The sequence below is a fragment of the Parapedobacter flavus genome (genome assembly GCF_035818675.1).
GTDB classification, from domain to species: domain Bacteria; phylum Bacteroidota; class Bacteroidia; order Sphingobacteriales; family Sphingobacteriaceae; genus Parapedobacter; species Parapedobacter flavus.
The window spans coordinates 1-19,646 of the sequence record NZ_JAYKZZ010000021.1 but is presented as its reverse complement, the minus strand read 5'-3'; the positions used below and the strand labels follow the sequence as shown (position 1 = coordinate 19,646).

General features: G+C 53.8%; 15 protein-coding genes. 3 read left to right on the top strand and 12 right to left on the bottom strand.

Going from position 1 to position 19,646, the window contains the following annotated elements:
- The 5 genes from hemN to ettA all read right to left on the bottom strand — a co-directional run bounded on the left by hemN (position 1) and on the right by ettA (position 5,943).
- On the bottom strand, positions 1 to 1,371 hold the full coding sequence (gene hemN / locus U9S71_RS16770; protein ID WP_326328779.1) for an oxygen-independent coproporphyrinogen III oxidase: 1,371 nt from the start codon (positions 1,369 to 1,371) through the stop codon (positions 1 to 3).
- A complete protein-coding gene (locus tag U9S71_RS16765) occupies positions 1,352 to 1,876 on the bottom strand; it encodes a Rossmann-fold NAD(P)-binding domain-containing protein (RefSeq protein ID WP_326328819.1) in 525 nt (174 codons plus the stop codon). Before U9S71_RS16765 ends, hemN begins: the two co-directional genes overlap by 20 nt.
- A gap of 102 nt (positions 1,877 to 1,978) precedes the next feature.
- Entirely contained in the window at positions 1,979 to 3,049 is a 1,071-nt protein-coding gene (locus U9S71_RS16760; protein ID WP_326328778.1) for a response regulator, read from the bottom strand.
- A gap of 2 nt (positions 3,050 to 3,051) precedes the next feature.
- A complete protein-coding gene (locus U9S71_RS16755; RefSeq protein ID WP_326328777.1) occupies positions 3,052 to 4,257 on the bottom strand; it encodes a PAS domain-containing sensor histidine kinase in 1,206 nt (401 codons plus the stop codon).
- Positions 4,258 to 4,263: 6 nt separating this feature from the next.
- Positions 4,264 to 5,943: an energy-dependent translational throttle protein EttA gene (ettA, locus tag U9S71_RS16750; RefSeq protein WP_326328776.1), complete on the bottom strand. Its 1,680-nt coding sequence runs from the start codon at positions 5,941 to 5,943 to the stop codon at positions 4,264 to 4,266.
- A gap of 212 nt (positions 5,944 to 6,155) precedes the next feature.
- Here ettA and U9S71_RS16745 point away from each other — a divergent pair, with 212 nt between their 5' ends.
- Positions 6,156 to 8,705, top strand: coding sequence for an ATP-dependent Clp protease ATP-binding subunit (locus tag U9S71_RS16745; RefSeq protein WP_326328775.1), 2,550 nt, complete (start codon positions 6,156 to 6,158; stop codon positions 8,703 to 8,705).
- Positions 8,706 to 8,788: 83 nt separating this feature from the next.
- Here U9S71_RS16745 and U9S71_RS16740 read toward each other — a convergent pair whose 3' ends face one another.
- The 3 genes from U9S71_RS16740 to U9S71_RS16730 form a co-directional block, all read right to left on the bottom strand.
- Positions 8,789 to 9,475, bottom strand: a complete 687-nt coding sequence (locus U9S71_RS16740) for a DedA family protein (protein ID WP_326328774.1) — start codon at positions 9,473 to 9,475, stop codon at positions 8,789 to 8,791.
- A gap of 114 nt (positions 9,476 to 9,589) precedes the next feature.
- Positions 9,590 to 10,927: a GH1 family beta-glucosidase gene (locus U9S71_RS16735; RefSeq protein ID WP_326328773.1), complete on the bottom strand. Its 1,338-nt coding sequence runs from the start codon at positions 10,925 to 10,927 to the stop codon at positions 9,590 to 9,592.
- The gene (locus U9S71_RS16730) at positions 10,928 to 11,929 is read right to left on the bottom strand and encodes a glycosyltransferase family protein (protein WP_326328771.1); all 1,002 of its coding nucleotides are present in this window, start codon (positions 11,927 to 11,929) and stop codon (positions 10,928 to 10,930) included.
- A gap of 269 nt (positions 11,930 to 12,198) precedes the next feature.
- Here U9S71_RS16730 and U9S71_RS16725 point away from each other — a divergent pair, with 269 nt between their 5' ends.
- Positions 12,199 to 13,146, top strand: coding sequence for a zinc dependent phospholipase C family protein (locus tag U9S71_RS16725; protein WP_326328770.1), 948 nt, complete (start codon positions 12,199 to 12,201; stop codon positions 13,144 to 13,146).
- Positions 13,147 to 13,163: 17 nt separating this feature from the next.
- Here U9S71_RS16725 and U9S71_RS16720 read toward each other — a convergent pair whose 3' ends face one another.
- Positions 13,164 to 13,733: a hypothetical protein gene (locus U9S71_RS16720; RefSeq protein WP_326328769.1), complete on the bottom strand. Its 570-nt coding sequence runs from the start codon at positions 13,731 to 13,733 to the stop codon at positions 13,164 to 13,166.
- Positions 13,734 to 13,829: 96 nt separating this feature from the next.
- Positions 13,830 to 15,308, bottom strand: coding sequence for an aminotransferase-like domain-containing protein (locus U9S71_RS16715; RefSeq protein ID WP_326328768.1), 1,479 nt, complete (start codon positions 15,306 to 15,308; stop codon positions 13,830 to 13,832).
- A gap of 63 nt (positions 15,309 to 15,371) precedes the next feature.
- On the opposite strand from U9S71_RS16715, the gene U9S71_RS16710 reads away from it, so the two are divergent.
- Entirely contained in the window at positions 15,372 to 17,246 is a 1,875-nt protein-coding gene (locus tag U9S71_RS16710; protein ID WP_326328767.1) for a TonB-dependent receptor plug domain-containing protein, read from the top strand.
- Positions 17,247 to 17,290: 44 nt separating this feature from the next.
- Here the strand turns inward: U9S71_RS16710 and U9S71_RS16705 are convergent, their stop codons facing one another.
- The gene (locus tag U9S71_RS16705) at positions 17,291 to 18,007 is read right to left on the bottom strand and encodes an MIP family channel protein (protein WP_326328766.1); all 717 of its coding nucleotides are present in this window, start codon (positions 18,005 to 18,007) and stop codon (positions 17,291 to 17,293) included.
- A 99-nt stretch (positions 18,008 to 18,106) separates the two neighbouring features.
- A complete protein-coding gene (locus U9S71_RS16700; RefSeq protein WP_326328765.1) occupies positions 18,107 to 19,420 on the bottom strand; it encodes a Gfo/Idh/MocA family protein in 1,314 nt (437 codons plus the stop codon).
- Between the last annotated feature and the right edge of the window lie 226 nt (positions 19,421 to 19,646).

Below are 19,646 nucleotides of genomic sequence, written 5' to 3'. Positions count from 1 at the left end.
TTAAACCGCACTGCTGAACAGCGGTTGTGTACACTGTTTTTCGTGGAGCCGTTCATCGAAGGCCACGCAGACATTACGCAAAAAAGAGAAGCCTTCGGGAGTTACCTGTACCTGCATACCGTCTACAAGGACCAGTCCATCGGCAACCAACGGTGCCAAGCGCAGCAAGATCGGTGCAGCTTGGGCGGCGGGCATATCGAGCGTGGTGGTGCCGCGGCACATGACGTCGAGGATGTGCTTCCTTATCGTGAGGTCTCCCTTGGAAAGCACATGGCCTTTGACGACGGGAAGCTCCCCCCTATTCACCCGATCGGTATACGTCTCGACGGTCTTTTCATTCTGTGCGAAAGCGGTCCACGCATCGCTGATGGACGATACGCCAAGGCCGATGAGCAGCGGCGAATACCGGTCGGTATAACCCATGAAGTTGCGGTGCAACCCACCGGTTTCGGCTGCGATACAAAGGGCATCTTGAGGCAGGGCGAAATGGTCCATGCCCACATCGCGGTAGCCCGCTTGGGTGATGAGTGCCTTCCCCAAGCGGTAAAGTGCCAGTTTCTCCTTTCCTTTGGGGATATCGGCCTCGGTGTAATGGCGTTGGCCGGGCTGCATCCATGGCACATGCGCATAGCTATAGAACGATATACGGTCGGGCTGCATGGCGAGCGACGCCGTAATCGTTTCGCGCACGGTGTCAGCGGTCTGCAATGGCAGGCCGTAGATGAGGTCGAAGTTGATGGAGGTGTAGCCGATGCGGCGGGCGTCTTCCATCACCCGCCGGACATCGGCCTCGGTTTGCCAGCGGTTGATAACCCGTTGCACCTCAGTGTTAAAATCCTGTATACCCAGACTCAGGCGCCGGAAGCCGGCGTCAAACAGCGTCTGCAAATGCGCCGCCGTCGTATTGGCCGGATGGGCTTCGAAGGAAAACGAGGGGTTCGGCAGCACGCGCGCGCCTTGGAGCAACCCTACCACGAGCCGTTTTAGCTGCCCGGGACTGAAAAACGTGGGGGTACCGCCGCCGAGGTGGATTTCGCTGATGGGGATGGTGGCGTTGCCCAGCAGGTTACGGTACAATTGCCACTCGGCTAGTACGGCATCGATATATGGCGCTTCGACGCCGTGGTTCTTGGTGATGCGTTTGTTGCAACCGCAGTACGTGCATAACCGCTCACAGAAAGGAAGGTGGACGTAAAGCGCAACACCTTGCGAAGACGACGTGAGGAAGCGCGCCCGGACATGGTCGCCCCATCGCTCGGCGCTCCACGTAGCCGCTTCCCAGTAGGGTACGGTGGGGTAACTGGTATACCTCGGTGCCGCCACATTGTAGCGTTCGACCAGTACTGCACTGTCAATTTCCTGTTTGGCCATATCGATAGGAGTTGTCTGCCCGGTGCTCAGCCTCCGGCGTCACTTTTTTTTTATCGATGCTGCAGACCTTCTGGCAGCAACACGCTTTGCCCACACATGTTCCCCCTCCCCAAGCATTGAGGTTGCGTATGGTTTGCCTGGCGATGTTTTCGACGGATTGGTCCTCGTCTGGCACATTAGCCACTTTGAAATCCATCCGGGTAGCCTCCTTGAGGTCGATATGGGTGGTGGCTTTGGATCGCGTGATGATTTTGGTGACGCCGGCATGCTTCAGCTCCCAAAGCATTTTGCGGTCAACGATGTCATAGGACGACACGATTACGGCCTCTTTTCCAAGCGCGTACGACACGGTACGCTCGTTCAATTCATTGGAAATTAATGTAAGGTCGTGTTTCTTTCCATTAGCCAGGGCCAGGCATTCCTTTTCCTGTGGCTTTATGCTGTATGCGATAGCTTTCATCCGTAACTCCGCGTCCTTAGGTGAATCATTTCCTGCATCGTTCATTGTTTCCAAAACTACGGCAGTAGGCACCGTCAGGCAATGAATGGCATCAGTCGAAAAAGTGACTTTGGTTACTTCTTCGGCTGTTAAGTAAATAAAGACGGGTTATTGCTTGATGTGCTGCAATTTATTGATGGAAAGGATCCGGATGGCATTCCCCTCTTTGGCAATCAGCTTTTCATCCTTGAAATCGGCCAACATCCGGCTGATGGTCTCATTGGCGGTGCCGGCCAGCGAGGCCAGGTCATCGCGTGATATACGGATGAGGCATTCGTCGCCCATGGCTCCCGCCGCCGTTTTATCGGCCACGTGGATGAGCGCGTTGGCTACGCGTTTGCGGACCGAATCATAGGCGAAAGCCAGCAACTGCACTTCCTTGCCGCGGATATTTCCCGACAGCATCTTGATGAATTTGCTGGCGATGCCGGGCTTACGGTAAAGCAGCTCAAAGAAATGATCGCGGTCGATGAGGGCCAGTTCGCTATCTTCCAGCGCCTCCGCATTGTCGGTATAGGGTTGTTGAAGCAAAATGGCTCCATAGCCAAAAAACGAACCATCCACGTGGATGTCGGTGGCCAGCTCGCGGCCATCCAGGTACGACAGGAACCGGCGCACCTTGCCTTTCTTCGCGAAATAGACGTACAGCGGGGTATCGCCCTCCTGGTAGATGAATTGCTTTTTCTTGTAAATCTTGGTGCGCGAGCGCTGTACAAGCTCTTGCAGTAGCCGCTCTTGCTCTTCCTCGCTTAAGCGGGTATCTTTGCCTGCCGTTGGTTCAGGTCCCAGTTGCTTGCGCTTTTTGAGGCGCGTTTCGATGGCGTTCAGCAGCTCGATGTCGTCAAACGGCTTGGTGAGGTAATCGTCGGCACCAAGTTCCATCGCTTTACGCATATCCGCCCGCTCGGCCTTAGCCGTGAGGAAGATGAACGGTATCGTGGCCGCCTTTGGATGTTTGGACAGCATGAATAACACGCCGAAGCCATCCAGTTCGGGCATCATGATGTCGCACAGGATGACATCAGGCAGGTACTTCAGGGCGAGTTCAACACCCGTTTTTCCTTCGGGCGCTTCATGCACCCGGTAACCGGTGAGTTCCAGGATTTCACGGGTGCTCTCGCGGATATCGTCGTTATCCTCGATGATCAATACGGTTGCTTGTTCAGTGGGTGCAGACATAACTATGGTGTGGCGTTTGGTATAGCGTTGCGGAAGGTGAGCGTAAACACGGTACCCTTATCTTGTGCGCTCTGGCAGGTGACTTCCCCGCCCATCAGCGACACGTATCGCCGCACAATATTGAGTCCTAGGCCGGTACCCGGTATATTGCCGGTGTTATGGGCGCGGAAAAACGGCTCAAACAGATTCTTTTGGTCTTCTTCGGGGATGCCGATTCCATCGTCTTTCACAACGACCTGGCAGGTATCGCGATTGATTTCGGTGTTGAATTCGATAAACGTGTTCTCGCCCGAGTACTTGATGGCATTCGATATCAAATTGATAATACTGTTTTTCAACAAGTTGGCGTCCAATGCAAATTTACCTTCGGATCCGGTGTGCTGGTAAACGATATGCTGGTTTGCCTTGCAAATAAGTTGCATTTCCTCAGTGATTTCCTCGGCAAGTTCCACGAGGTTAATCTCTTCGTTATTGGCCAACACCTTACCAGCCTCCAGTCGCTCCAATGAAAGGAAATCATTGAGGATACTGGTAAGTAGCTGCACCGAACTTTTGATGCGCCCGGTATGCTTGAGCACATTGGGGAGGTCGGGCTTCTCGGCGTATTTTTCAATAAGCGACGCCGACAGTTGGACAGCACTGAGCGGTGTGCGGAACTCATGCGAGGCCATGGAGACGAAGCGCGATTTGAGTTGGTTCAGTTCCTTTTCCTTTTCGAGCGACTGGCTCACTTCCGACTTGGTTTTCTCCAGTTCGGATACCAGCTTAATGAGGTCTTTGGTGCGGTTGCTCACCGTAGCCTCCAACTCTTCCATGTGGTGGAGCAGCTTTTCTTCTGCTTCTTTTTCTTTGGAAAGGTCATGTACGAAGCCGGTAAACGCCGTTTTATTTTCGTAATGCACCTCGCTCACTGCCAAGCGAAACGGAAAGGTTGTCCCGTTTTTCCGGAGCCCCCGCACTTCCCTTCCTATACCGATGATTTTTTTCACCCCGGTGGTCAGGTAATTGAGAATGTACTGGTCGTGCTGGCTCCGGTAGGGCTCGGGCATCAGCATCGACACGTTGTTGCCGATGACCTCATCGGCCTCGTACCCGAACAGGTTGGAGGCGGCGGGGTTGATGGAGTCCACGATACCATGGCGGTCGATCGTGATGATGCCGTCAATCGCATTTTCAATGATGGCTTTGAGTAATCTGGAGGTATCCATCTATGTTTATGTCAGTTTTTTGTATTTGATCCGATGAGGCGTTATATCGCCCAGGCGCTTTTTACGGTTCTCTTCATATTCAGAATAATTCCCTTCAAAGAAATACACCTGCGAATCGCCTTCGAACGCGAGGATATGCGTACAGATGCGGTCGAGGAACCAGCGGTCGTGCGAAATGATCACCGCGCAGCCGCCAAAGTTCTCGAGCCCTTCTTCGAGGGCACGGAGGGTATTCACGTCGATGTCGTTTGTCGGCTCATCGAGCAACAGCACGTTGGCCCCTTTCTTCAGGGTGATGGCCAGGTGCACGCGGTTGCGCTCACCGCCGGAGAGTACGCCGACCTTTTTTTGCTGGTCGGCTCCGTTGAAGTTGAACTTAGACACATATGCGCGTGAGTTGACCGGGCGGTTACCCAGTTGGATGTTTTCATTCCCCTCGGTGATGTTTTCCCAAACGGACTGATCAGGGTCGAGGTCGTCATGCATCTGATCGACATAGCCCAGGACGGCTGTTTCCCCTACGCGGAAGGTACCGGTATCGGGTTGCTCCTGCCCGGTAATCAATCGGAACAGCGTGGTCTTGCCCGCCCCGTTGGGACCGATGATGCCCACAATACCGGCGGGGGGCAGCGAGAAACTGAGGTCTTCGAACAGCAGTTTGTCGCCATAGGCTTTGCTGACGCCTTGGGCCTCGATGACCACATTGCCCAATCGGGGGCCCGGTGGGATGAAGAGTTCCAGTTTCGCTTCCCGCTCTTTGGTCTCTTCGGAAGCCAATTTTTCGTAATTATGCAGGCGGGCCTTCGACTTGGCGTGACGGGCCTTTGGCGCCATCCGCGCCCATTCGAGTTCGCGCTCCAGCGTTTTCTGGCGTTTGCTCTCCGTCTTTTCCTCCTGTGCCAGTCGTCTCGCCTTCTGGTCAAGCCACGACGAATAATTGCCTTTCCACGGGATGCCCTCGCCACGGTCGAGCTCCAGTATCCATCCCGCCACGTTGTCGAGGAAGTAGCGGTCGTGCGTTACCGCGATGACCGTCCCTTTATATTGTTGAAGGTGTTGTTCGAGCCAGTCGATCGACTCAGCATCGAGGTGGTTGGTGGGTTCATCGAGCAGGAGTACGTCCGGCTCCTGGAGCAATAAACGACATAATGCCACACGACGGCGCTCGCCGCCTGACAATGTGGCTATTCCGCGGTCCGGGTCGGGACACCGCAGGGCGTCCATGGCCCGCTCCAGTTTATTGTCGAGTTCCCAAGCGCCCGACGCGTCTATTTTGTCCTGTATTTCTCCTTGCCGGGCCAGCAAACGGTCCATTTCGTCGGCATTTTCGTACACTTCGGGCAGACCGAACTTCTCGTTGATTTCTTCGTATTCGCGGAGCAATTCGGTGGTTTCGGCCACCCCCTCTTCCACCACCTCGCGAACAGTCTTGGACGCGTCGAGCTCGGGCTCCTGGGCCAGGTAACCCACGCTATAGCCCGGCGAAAAGACCACCTCACCCTGGTAGGATTTGTCCAGGCCCGCGATGATACGAAGCACCGACGACTTGCCGGACCCATTGAGACCGATGACACCGATTTTAGCGCCATAGAAGAAGGAGAGATAGATATTTTTTAATACCTGCTTTTGTGGTGGATAGACTTTGCTAACCCCCGCCATAGAGAAAATCACTTTTTCGTCTGCCATATTTTTGACTCGTTTTGATGCTTACGGATAAACCCAGAAGCGCAAAGATAGTCAGAATGGGGCAATAAACGCTTTTATACGGCCTGACAAAATGTTATCTTTGTATCAATGGCTTAATTGTTGATAAAAGTTACACGAATAGTGAAGGTACCATCGATATTTTTTCTACATTTATCGAATCCTTAGCATAAAAAAAGAAAGGTAATACATTCATGGAAGCAAAATTTTCGCCTCGCGTAAAGGATGTGATTTCATACAGCAGGGAAGAAGCCATCCGGTTGAAGCACGATTATATCGGCACGGAGCATCTGTTGCTCGGTCTCATTCGTGAAGGGGACGGCATCGCCATCAAGATACTAAAACACACAGGGATCGACACCACGGAACTGCGCAAGTCTATCGAAGATGCGGTGAAGGGTTCTTCGATGTCTCGGGCGCCCATCGGCAATATGCCGCTCACTAAGCAAGCGGAGAAAGTATTGAAAATCACCTACCTTGAGGCCAAGATATTCAAAAGCGACGTCATTGGCACCGAGCACCTGCTGTTGTCTATTCTGCGCGATGAAGACAACATCGCCTCACAGATCCTGCAACAGTACGACATCAACTACGATGTGTTCAAGGCCGATGTGGAGCAGAACAAGGCCGGCATCACCGGGCAAGCCGCTGGCTCTACGGCCGGCGATGACGACTTCAAGGAAGACGACCATTTCAACCAGCCCAAGAAGGTTTCCGACATCAAGTCGAAAACACCGGTGCTCGATAATTTCGGCCGCGACCTTACCAAGGCTGCCGAAGAAGGTCGGCTGGATCCCATCGTAGGTCGCGAGAAGGAAATCGAGCGCGTGTCGCAGATCCTATCAAGGCGCAAGAAAAACAACCCCATCCTCATTGGTGAGCCTGGCGTGGGTAAGTCGGCTATTGCCGAAGGACTGGCGCTGCGCATCATCCAACGCAAGGTGTCGCGTGTATTGTTCAACAAGCGCGTGGTGACACTGGATCTCGCCTCACTGGTGGCCGGTACCAAGTACCGGGGCCAATTCGAGGAGCGCATGAAAGCGGTGATGAATGAGCTGGAGAAATCGCCCGACGTGATCCTCTTCATCGACGAGATACACACCATCGTCGGCGCTGGCGGCGCTTCCGGTTCGCTGGATGCATCGAACATGTTCAAGCCGGCTTTGGCGCGCGGAGAAATCCAATGCATCGGTGCCACGACGCTCGACGAATACCGCCAGTACATCGAAAAAGATGGGGCACTCGACCGGCGTTTCCAAAAGGTGATGATCGAGCCGGCATCGCACGATGAAACGGTAGAGATCCTCAACCGCATCAAAGAGAAGTATGAAGAACACCACAACGTCAATTACACACCGGAGGCCATTGAGGCTTGTGTAACGTTGACGACGCGCTATATTACCGATCGGTTTTTACCCGATAAGGCCATCGACGCGCTAGACGAAGCGGGTTCGCGAGTGCACTTGACTAATATCCATGTACCACAGACCATCATCGATATCGAGGAGAAGATCGAAGAGATAAAGATCGAGAAAAACAAGGTGGTACGCAGCCAGAAATACGAAGAGGCTGCCAAACTGCGCGATACGGAGAAAAAGCTGCTGGAAGAGCTGGAAGAAGAGAAGACGGCGTGGGAAGCGGAAACGAAGACCAAGCGATACACCGTTTCGGAAGACAATGTGGCCGAAGTGGTATCCATGATGACGGGCATCCCGGTACAACGTGTGGGGCAATCCGACAGCCAGAAGCTGCTCGGCATGTCCGAATCCATGAAGGGCCGCATCATCGGACAGGATGAGGCGGTGAAGAAATTGGTGAAGGCAATCCAGCGTACACGTGCCGGATTGAAAGACCCCAAGAAACCCATCGGCTCTTTCATCTTCCTCGGCCCTACGGGGGTAGGTAAAACCGAGCTGGCCAAAGAATTGGCGCGCTTCATGTTCGACAGCGAGGACTCGCTGATCCAGATCGACATGAGCGAGTATATGGAGAAATTTGCCATCTCCCGCTTGGTCGGCGCGCCTCCGGGATACGTGGGCTATGAAGAGGGCGGCCAACTGACGGAGAAAGTGCGGCGTAAGCCTTACTCGGTGGTGCTGCTCGACGAAATCGAGAAGGCGCACCCCGACGTGTTCAACCTGCTTCTGCAGGTATTGGATGAAGGGCAGCTGACCGACAGCCTCGGTCGCCGGGTAGATTTCAGGAACACCATCCTGATCATGACCTCCAACATCGGGGCGCGCCAGCTGAAAGATTTCGGCCAGGGCGTGGGCTTCACCACCTCGGCCAAGGCCGAGCAAGCCGAAACCCACTCGCGCAGCGTCATCGAGAATGCGCTCAAGCGGGCCTTCGCCCCCGAATTCCTTAACCGGGTGGACGACGTGATTGTCTTCAACTCGCTGGATAAAGAGCACATCTTCAAGATCATCGATATTGAGTTGAAGTCGCTATTCGTCCGCATCGAAGCATTGGGCTACAGCATCAAGCTGACCGATGCCGCCAAGGAGTTCGTTGCCGAGAAGGGCTTCGACAGCAACTTCGGCGCACGGCCGCTGAAGCGGGCCATCCAGAAATACCTGGAAGACCCCATTGCCGAAGAGATCCTTAAAGGCGAAGTGGCCGAAGGCAATACGCTGGAAGTGGATTACGATAAAACCAAGGAAGAAGTGGTCGTTAATATCCAGGCGGGCGACGGTGGTTCCTCAAAACCATCGGACTTGGCCGAGGAAAAGAAAGACGATTAAGGCTTACAATAAGGTGAATATAAATCGGCCAGCTAAAGAAGTCAGCTGGCCGATTTTTTTGGTTTAATAAAAAACTTCTATTCCTAATATTCTTCTTCGACAGCTTCGGATTCTACAGTTGCCGCCGCGGGCTTTTTCTTCCCGGCTCCGGTGATCATCTTGACCAGCACCGGCGCCGTAGCGAGCACCACAATACCCATGATAACATACTCTAAGTTGCGTTGTACCCAATCGTTCTCACCAAGCAGGTAACCAAGCGTAGCCAAGCTGCCCACCCAAAGGATGCCACCGACTACATTATAGAGGGCAAATTTCTTGATGTCCATCTCTACGATACCGGCCACAATGGGAGCAAATGTACGCACTACGGGAAGGAACCGTGCCAAAATAATGGCCACCCCGCCGCGTTTATGGTAAAACTCCTGCGCCCGGAAGATGTATTCCTTCTTGAAAAGCCAATTGTCTTTCATCTTGAGCAAGCGGTGCCCGAAATACTTGCCGCACCAATAACCGACGAAATTGCCCAATATACCAGCAGCGGAAATCAAGGCAATCCAGTACAACAAGGTAAGTACGGAATCTACCGGCCCCAGCGTAAGGTTCGCGATAATAATACCTGCAATAAAGAGAATGGGATCGCCGGGTAAGAAAAATCCGATGAGGATACCCGTTTCGGCAAACACAATGAATAACAATAAATACAGGCCTCCATGGGCAACAATCCAATCGGGATTGGTCAGGTTATTTAAAAAATCGAGAAACGTTTCCACAAACTAATCCAAAAAATAATAGCAAAGAAATGAACGAATACTGGAAAGATATTGTATAAAATCATGCCATAACTTCAATGACGGGTATCACATTTTTGTTATGGACATGAAATGTCATTGCGATGACAGGAATTGGCCATACCATTTGCCCGAATCTTTCAGCATGCGCCGCTGGGTTTTGAAGTCGGTATGCACCAGACCGAACCGGGGGTGGTAGCCCTCCGACCACTCGAAATTATCGGTGAGCGTCCATACGAAGTAACCGTGCACATGGTGCCCGGCCTGCTTGGCGCGGAGGACCTGGGCCAGATGGGACTGGAGGTACTGCACCCGTTGCTGGTCGGCCACCCCACCATTCACCACGGTATCAGCGAATGCTGCGCCGTTTTCGGTGACATACAGCTTGGGAACGTTCGGGTATGCGCTGAATTTCTCGATCATTTCGTAGATGGATTCAGGATACACCTCCCACCCCATCTCGGTAATGGGGTGGACACCTCGTCGCTTTGCCGTCAAAATCCGCGCCTTTAGGTAAGGAACGAAAAAGGAATGCCGAACCACTTCCCGTGTATAGTTCTGGATGCCGATAAAATCGAAATCGAATGGCAGTAGGGCATCATCACCCACCTGCATGTATTTTCCCATACCCGTTAGCGCCGGCAAGTCTGCCACCGGATAGCCCATCCCCAACACCGGCTCGATAAACAATCGGTTGATCAGGGCATCGGCGCGCTTGGCGGCTTCCACGTCGCGGCGCCGGCTGCTCGCCGGGTGGATGCTGGAACATGAAAACGTACTGCCTATGGCCGCATCGGGTATAGCCGACCGCAACAACCGGCCTACTTGACCCATGGCCAGCGCGGCATGGTGGGCGGCAGCGAAAAAGTTACGTAATCCCCTCAGACCTGGCGCATGCACACCGAAGAAATAGCCCGCTCCGGTAAACACGGTGGGCTCGTTGAGCACCATCCAATGCTTTACGCGGTCGCCATACCGTTTGGCGACACACGCGGCATAGTCTGACAGCCACGACAGCACGTCGCGGTTCGTCCACCCGCCCCGATCTTGCAGCGCCTGCGGCAGGTCCCAATGGTATAACGTCACCCATGGGGTAATGCCCTGCGCTAGGCAATGATCAATCAGGCGGTCGTAGAAGTCCAACCCTTTATCATTGGGTGTACCGATACCGTTGGGAAAGATACGGGGCCAAGAAAGCGAAAACCGGAAATTGGGGATATGCATTTGTTTCACGAACGCCACATCCTCGCGGTAGCGGTGGTAGAAATCGCACGCCACATCGGCGCGGTCGTTGTTTTTGATTTTTCCTTTCCGATGGGTAAACGCATCCCAGATCGAAGGCCCCTTGCCATAGGCATCCCATGCACCCTCGGTCTGGAACGCCGCGGTAGATACCCCCCATTGAAAGTCCGCACCGAAATCTGCTTTTACCATCTACACGGGTATTTTGGGTACATGCGTTTCCAGCAAGCTGTCGATGATATCTTGGGTACAGTCGGGATAATCAACGGTGACCGTACGTTTGCTATTGAGCCACGTTTCGATGGCGATATCGTTCTTTGCTTTCAGGCTTTTCACCGCGGGTACACCCATCTCTTCGAGCGCTGCGGCATTGAGGTGCTGCTCGTATTGGTTTTTCATGGGGATCACCAGCAGCTTCTTCTTCATGAACAGTGCTTCGGCGGGTGTTTCGAATCCGGCACCGCACAATACGCCAGCAGACCTGGCCATGCTTTGGATGAATGCTTCGTTGGCAATGGGTTGCACGAGCACGTTGCGCATCTCGAACGGTGTTTTATTGTGCTTAGAAAACACCTCCCAACGGATATCGGGGAAACGCATCAGCTCCTTCAGTAGCCGCGCATCATCGTAAGCGGGCAGGTACACCGTATAATGCGCACCGTCGGACACGTCGAGCTGCCGCACCTGCTGGCGGATTACCGGCGTATAAATCCGGTTGTTGTAGGGCCGGAAATGAAAGCCGTAGTTGATCGACGCGGGCGCGTAGTTGCGCATGATGAACTTACCCAGCATATCCTGCTCTTTGGGTTTGGGTGCCTGTGCATCCATGGTGGCGGCTTGGTGGCTGAGCCCGATGCATTCTTTATCGCGCGTATGGCAAGCCCAAGCGGAAATAGGCTCGAAATCGTTGATGATCAAGTCGTAGTCTTCGATGGGAAGGGTGTCCACTTCGTGGATGAGCCTGCGGACGGTGGAACTCATGAACGTCTTCCATAGGTCTACCCCACCGTTTTTCCCAAAGATGAAGCTGAGGCCATGCATGCGGTATTTTACGGGGAACGGCAATTCCAGATCGGCCTGGATACCGCTCACCAGTACGTCGACAACCGCCCGCCGCTGCAAACAGGGCACCACATCCATTGCCCGGCTTAAGTGGCCGTTGCCCGTACCCTGAACTGCATAGAGAATTTTCATGTTGAGCTATTAGACGTTAGACACTAGACAACAGACATTAGACTCACGTTCAGTGATCAATTATCGACTGCCATTTATTAATGCCTGAACGCCGACACCAAAAAACGGCAAAAAATACGGATTTTCAAACCCGATAACCAATATAACATGTGCTTCATAACTATGATAGTATACTTCCTCGGTACCGAAGGACGGGATTTGATATGATGCAAGCGTTAAAAAGAGATGAACGATTTGTGATTTTTCGCCATATGGCTTACCTTTAATGCATGAACCGCATCTACCTGTTACCCATAGCGCTCATTACGGTGATATTCTTTTCTTCGTGGGGGTTCCACGCGCATAAGCTGATCAACCGGATGGCGGTATTTACGCTGCCCACAGACATGGCCGGGTTTTATAAGCACCATGTGGACTACATGACGGAGCATGCCGTGGATCCGGACAAACGGTGTTACGCAGACAGCGCCGAGTCGCCCCGCCATTTCATCGATGCCGATGAATATGGCCCCCAACCGTTCGATAGCATCCCTGTCCATTGGACAGCCGCCGTGGAGAAATTCAGCGAGCGTAGGCTATTGTTACGCGGCGTACTCCCCTGGCAAATCAACCGGAGTTATTACGCCCTGGTCAGGGCGTTCAGCGAAAAGGATTTCCGGCGGATACTGCGCCACTCGTCAGACATTGGCCATTACCTTGCCGATGCCCATGTGCCACTGCACACCACGAGCAACTACAATGGTCAGCAGACCAACCAGGTGGGTATCCATGCGTTTTGGGAGAGCCGGTTGCCGGAGCTGTTTTCGGAGGGATACGACTTTTTCGTGGGCCGTGCGGAATATATCCAGTCGCCGGTCGATGAAGCGTGGCGCATTGTGCAGGGGAGCTATGCCCTCGTCGACTCGGTACTGGCTGTCGAGGCACAGCTGAACGACACATTCCCAGCCGACCGGAAATACGGCTACGTGTCCCGGAATAACCTACTGATCCGCACCTACTCGGATGCCTATTCGGCCGCCTACCACAAAGCGCTGGACGGTATGGTGGAGCGGCGGATGCGCGGCGCCATAAAAAGCATCGGCAGTTTCTGGTTTTCGGCTTGGGTGGATGCCGGGCAGCCAGACATCCGGCACTTACCACAGGAATCACCGGCCACGGATTCGATACCACCGCCCGCAGCCGGTGATAAACTGCTCGGCAGGGAGGAGTGGCATTGACCTTCTTCCTGACGAGATCAATCGGCAATATTAAATGCCGCTTTCACCGCACCGTAATCTTGCAAATCCAGCTCCCCCCTAGCCTGTGCGGAAAGGACAGATGACGCTTCGGCGAATACCACCTTGATCTTCCTAAACGTGAGCGGTAACCCGTAAGGTGTGCTACCATCGGGCTGCAGCGCCCGGATCCCGAGTCGGTAAACACTTGGCGACGCGTTAAACTGATAAAGAAAATTCCGCGTTTGGTAATTGCCGGATGATCCCAATCCGGGGGAGGCAAACCATGCCGTTTCCGCCTCATTGGAAGGGTTGTAATATACCAGGACCATACTGTTGTCTACAATCGCTCTGGAAACGGATAGTTCGAGGTTCAACGTACCCGTGAAGGTGTGCGAACCGAGCTCATAAAGCACTACATTCGCATTCCCATCATCCCCTTTGTCGCCCTTGTCGCCTTTATCACCCTTTTCACCCTGCACGCCTTGTTCTCCTTCAGGTCCAACAGGCCCTGCATCACCCTTCTCGCAAGCTGTTTGCGTAAGCGCAATCATTCCAAGAACCAGCATCAATAATTTGAATGTCTTCATAATCCATTAAGTTTTATTAAGTAATCGATATAACAAAGGAATAAACTATCGATGCGACGGGCAATACCTAATTTGGTGTATTTTAACAGCTGGTTATCAAGGATTAATACTCCCGATAATTTCAATCACCTCCGTGGCCTCCTCCATCGACAGGCTTCCAAACCCGAGGCGTATGCCGCAGTAACGTTCCGATTGATAGAGTAAGTAACGGGGCAGGTAGAGGTCGCGCCGGGCACAGGCATCGCGTAAACGCATTAAATTATAATCGGCCGGCCATTTGGTCCACACGGCCAGACCGCCCGAGGGCACCGCCGCATCAACCCGGTCGCCCAAATGACTAGCTAGCAGGCCGACCATATGATTGCGGCGCACCCTGTACTCCCGCACGGTCTTCTTGAGATAACGATGGATTTCACCGTCGGCAATCATCTCGCCGAGTGCGGCTTCGGTAAGCGTGTCGCCATACCGATCCATGATGCCCAGCAGTTTGTCCATCTCCGCAATCAGCTCCCCGGGCGCTACGATAAAGCCCGAGCGAAATCCAGGAGCCATCGACTTGCCAAAGGTACCGACATACACTACCATACCAGCTGTATCGGCACTTGCCATCGGCAGCAGGGGGCTCCCATCGTAGTGGTAGTCGTAGTCGTAGTCATCTTCCAAAATGATAAACCCGTAGGCGGCTGACAGTTCCAGCAACTCCACCCGTCGCTGGGCGCTCAGCGCAGCGGTGGTGGGGTAATGGTGGTGCGGCGTGATGTACAGCATACGGATGGCCCGACGCTCGCAGAGTCGACGGACCGCTTCGACATCGATTCCTTCGTCATCCACCGGCATCGTGAGCACCGTGGCACCCGCTTTCTGGAAGATCATGTTGGTGGCGAAATAGCTGAGCTCGCCCACCACTACGGTGTCGCCGGCCGACAGCAATGTCTCCGCCACGATGTAGACACTCAGTTCGAGGCTCCGGGTGACCAAGATGTTGTTGTCGGAAATATGCAGCCCCCGTGTGAGATTGAGGAAATTGACTAGTTGTTCCTTATAGTACGTGCGGCTCATTGAGGGGTGATAACCCAGCTTTCGCTGGTTACCCTTCCGCTTCATGTTGGTATGCAGCAAGCGCGACAGGTAGCCCACGTGCGACAGCCTCGGGTCGGGAAGCCCGTCATCCAGCATGAACCGGGCCGGCGCATGATCGAACGGGTCGTCTAATACGGACCACCGTTTAAAGGAGAAGCCTGTCCGCACAGGGTAGCCCATGAGCGCAGGGCTTTCCGCCGTAGAAAGCCTTTGGGGTCTATCCCGCTTCGCGTTTCTCACGAATGCCCCCCGGCTAGGATAGATGGTTATCCATCCCTGTGCCTCCAACTCCGTATAGGTGGCTACCACGGTATTTCGGTGCAGCCCGAGCAACTTGGCGAGCTGGCGGCTACCCGGCAGCTTGTGGCCGTCCAGCAGATAGCCGCGCTGGATGGCATTGATCAGCTGGTGGGCCACCTGCAGGTAAACCGGATGGCTCGCACCGCGGGCTACCTGGATGAAACTTTGATAAGGTACTGAAACCGGACTAGCCATAAAATAAAAACTGGCACCTTTTGATGTGCCGGCAAGTTACGACTTTTGCAAAAAATCAATCGAATGACACGATATTTTAAAGAAGCCTACACCATTTTAGCAGTAGTATGTTCCGGTTCGGCCATTGCCCAAGAGGATACCAGCGCCATACCACTCGGGGAAGTCATCATTACGGAAAACCGGATGCAATTGCCCTTCGCGAAACAAAACCGCAACATCCAGATCATCGACAGGAAACAGATCGATGCTATGCCCGCCCGGTCGATCAACGAACTCCTTGGCTACATCAGTGGCGTAGACCTTCGCCAACGGGGGCCTTTTGGCACGCAGGCCGATGTAAGTATCGATGGGGGCAGCTTTGAGCAGACGCTCATCTTGGTCAACGGCGTGAAGGTATTGGACGCACAGACGGCGCATAACAGCCTCAACCTGCCCATCCCGACAGACGCCATTGAACGTATTGAAATCATCCGTGGGCCCGCCGCGCGTATTTATGGCATCAACAGCCTAACGGGCGCCATCAACATCGTGACGAAAACACCTGACGATTCAGGGTTGTCGGCCCATGCTTACACCGGGTCGGGGTTTAAGCGCGATACCGCAAACAACGACGCGCTTTTCTACGGAAGGGGCATACAGCTCGGAGCCACCGTAGTCGGCAATGCCGGCCGCCATTCGCTTTATGGTAACCACGAATCAGGGAATGGTTACCGGTATAACACCGCCTTCCGTAACAACAAGGTGTTTTATCAGGGCGAAATACCCACAAACGGCATGGACGCCTTGTCACTGATGGGCGGCTATGTATCCAATGGCTTCGGTGCCAACGGATTCTATGCCGCGCCGGGCGATAAAGAATCGCGCGAGGTGGTACAAACCGTACTGGCAGCTGTGGGGTACCAGAGCCACGTGACCGACAAGCTGACGATATCGCCACGGGTCAGCTACCGTTATGCATACGATGATTATCGCTATTTCCGCCACGACCTGGGCCGCGCACGGAGCCAGCACCATGGTCACGCCATCAACACCGAAATCAACAGCACGCTGCAAACGGCAGTGGGTGATATTGGCGTTGGACTAGAGATGCGCAACGAAATCATCCGAAGCAGCAATATCGGCGACCATAACCGTGATAATTACGGACTGTATGCTGAATTCAAAACTGAGAAAATAAACCGGCTACTGCTCAGCGCCGGTGCCTATGTGAATTACAATTCGGACTATGGCTGGCAAGTATTTCCCGGAATCGACCTGGGGTACCAGCTCAGCGAGCGATGGAAACTGGTGGCCCACACGGGCACTGGCCAGCGTATCCCCTCGTTTACCGACCTTTATCTCGACCAACGACCGGGCAACATCGGCAATCCGCTGCTGCAATCGGAAAGCGCTTGGCATGCGGAGGGTGGCATCAAGTATGCCGACAACCGCACGGTCGCCCATGTGGGTTACTTCTACCGAAACATGGACAATTTCATCGATTGGGTACGGCTATCGTTGGATGAGCCCTGGCAACCCCACAACTTTCAGCGGAACCGCACGCAGGGGCTCACCTTTTCCGGAAATTACCGGCTATTCCGTGGGCAGACCGAGGCCACGTGGATGGTGGGACTCGGCTATACATGGTTAGCGCCCCAATTCGACGACAGCCACAATGCAGGCTTCCTCTCTAAGTACGTCATTGAAAGCCTGCGCCATCAGGCAACCGCCAACATCCATTTCTCGTCGGGCCGGTTTTCCGCTACCGTCGCAGCGCGGCTCAACGAACGCATTAGCTATAAGAGCTACTTTCTGGGCGACGCACGGCTCGGCTATCGCCTCAGCCCTATTGATCTCTACGTAGACGTGCAAAACCTATTTGACGCCACCTATATCGAAGCGGCCGCCGTACCGCTGCCGGGAAGATGGTTTAGTTTGGGGGTTAAATACGGGATTTGAAAGTAAGAACAGGTATCCCGATAAACCGGGATACCTGATAAATATTAATTTTTCGTTTCCAGCAGCCGCCATACGATGGCTGCCACCACAGCCCCAACGATGGGGGCGACGATAAACAGCCACAGCTGACTTAACGCAGCACCACCGGCTAAAATAGCAGGGCCAAAGCTCCGTGCAGGGTTGACAGATGTACCGGTAATCGGGATGGCGACTAGATGGATGAGCACCAGCGTAAAACCGATAGCTAATCCCGCCATCGTGCCGTTACCCCATTTGGAGGTGGTACCGAGGATGACGAAAAGGAAGAGGAAGGTCAGTATGGCTTCTGCCAGGAACGCCGACGTGGTGCCGTATTCATTCTGGTAGCCTGCACCCCAGCCGTTGGCACCGTAGGCCCACTCGCCCGGTGTGAAACCGTCCAGCTGGCCACTTAGCACCTGCTGCAGCACAAATGCGCCCAGTAATGCACCGATGAATTGGGCAACGATGTAGGCAATGGCATCGCCTACGGAAATCTTGCCGTTGACCAACATCGCGATGGTAATGGCCGGATTGATGTGGCAACCCGTGATGCCGCCGATCGCGTATGCAAACACCACTACCGACAGACCAAACGCCAATGCGATGCCCAATAGGCCCAAGCCCGAAAGGCCGGCTAGGGTGTCCGCTCCTGCAACCGCAGCTGCCCCGCAACCAAAAAGCACCAATCCAAAGGTGCCAATCATCTCGGCTACGAATTTCGTTGAAGTTTTAATTTCCATGATTTTATAAAATGGTTTACCCAAAGGTAACAGCTTTCTCGGAAGTACGTTGATTTTTTTACATAAAAAAAGCCCCACTACAGCAGGGCTTTTCCACGATTAGATCGTCAGGCCGCTGCCCGGCTTGGCTACGGGAATGGCCTGTGCCCCCATATCCATGTGGAATTCTTCGGGACTAGGCCCGAACCTGACGTTCGAGTTCAGCGCCCGCTCCCACGTCACTTCCGTGCCGCTGTATGCCGCCAATGTAGACAGTATACCAACCATGGTACTGTTGGTCATCCAGTCGCCATCATTGATGGGCGTACCCGAACGGATGGAAGCAAACAGCTCATCGTGTTCCGTTTGGTACATGTTATTGTTGGGGCCATTGTATTTCCATGCGTTCGTACCGAGAATTTCGTATTGGCTACCAATATTGACCGCCATCTTCCCATTTGTTCCGACGACATCGACACTATTCCGGTTGGCAACGCCGGTTTGCTGCCGCGCAAAATGGTAACCCTTCACGTCACCGGGGTAGGTCAACTCCACAGAAAAATGATCGAACACATTTCCTTTCTCCTTATCTACCCGTACTTGCCGCCCGCCGCTACCGATGGCTTTCTCTGGCGAAATATCACCCATCACCCACGACATCATATCCAAACTATGTACAGCTTGCTCGATAACAAGATCGCCCGACATCCAATTGTAATAAAACCAATTGCGCAGCTGGAATTCGAGGTCCGACCAACCCGCTTGACGGGGCTTCAAACTGAGATCGCCACCATACCGGAACGACGATAGCGACAGCACATCACCGATGGCCCCATCGCCTACACGCCCGAAGACCGCTCGGTTGGGGTTTGCGTAGCGGAAGCAGAAACCGGACATCAGCGCTAGGTTTTTATCTTTCGATTTGCGCACGGCTTCCAGCACTCGGCGGACACCGGGGGGGTCGATGGCGACAGGTTTTTCGCAAAAAACATGCTTATCGGCATTTACCGCTGCCTCAAGGTGCAACGGCCGAAACACCGGTGGCGTGGCTAACAAGACCACATCTACACCCGCGTCGATCACTTTTTGATAGGCATCGAACCCAATGTATTTATGCTTGTTTTTTATCTTGATTTTAGACGGCTCGACTTTCATCAATGCGTCGTATGCCGTGGCGATCTGGTCCTCGAAAATATCGCCCATGGCCACCAGCTCCACATCTGGGTCGGCACGTAATGCCTGCGCGGCAGCCCCTGTTCCACGCCCCCCGCAGCCGATTAACCCGATCTTAAGTATCTTTTTTTTGGCGGGAAAAAGCTCGCCCGCGAAACTGAACGGATGCGCGAGCGGCAGGATAGCGGCCATTGTGCCGGCCGTCTTTAGAAATGAACGACGGGAAGCGCCCCCGTCCGCACGCAAGGTGTTGTCTGTCATGATTGTTATTTAATATTGTTTCAGCATCTCAAAATAGGTCCCCAATATATACATTTTTAGGGAAACACACTACTGTTGGCTACGGCGCGAGATGCTTTATGCTTTTGCACGCAGGGCTTTCCGGCCTCTATGCCGGCCGGGCATGTTACTTGGACGCACCCAAGTAACCAAAGTGCTCCGGCTATGCCGCATTTGTTGTTCCGGCTGCGCGCTGGTGCAACGGCGA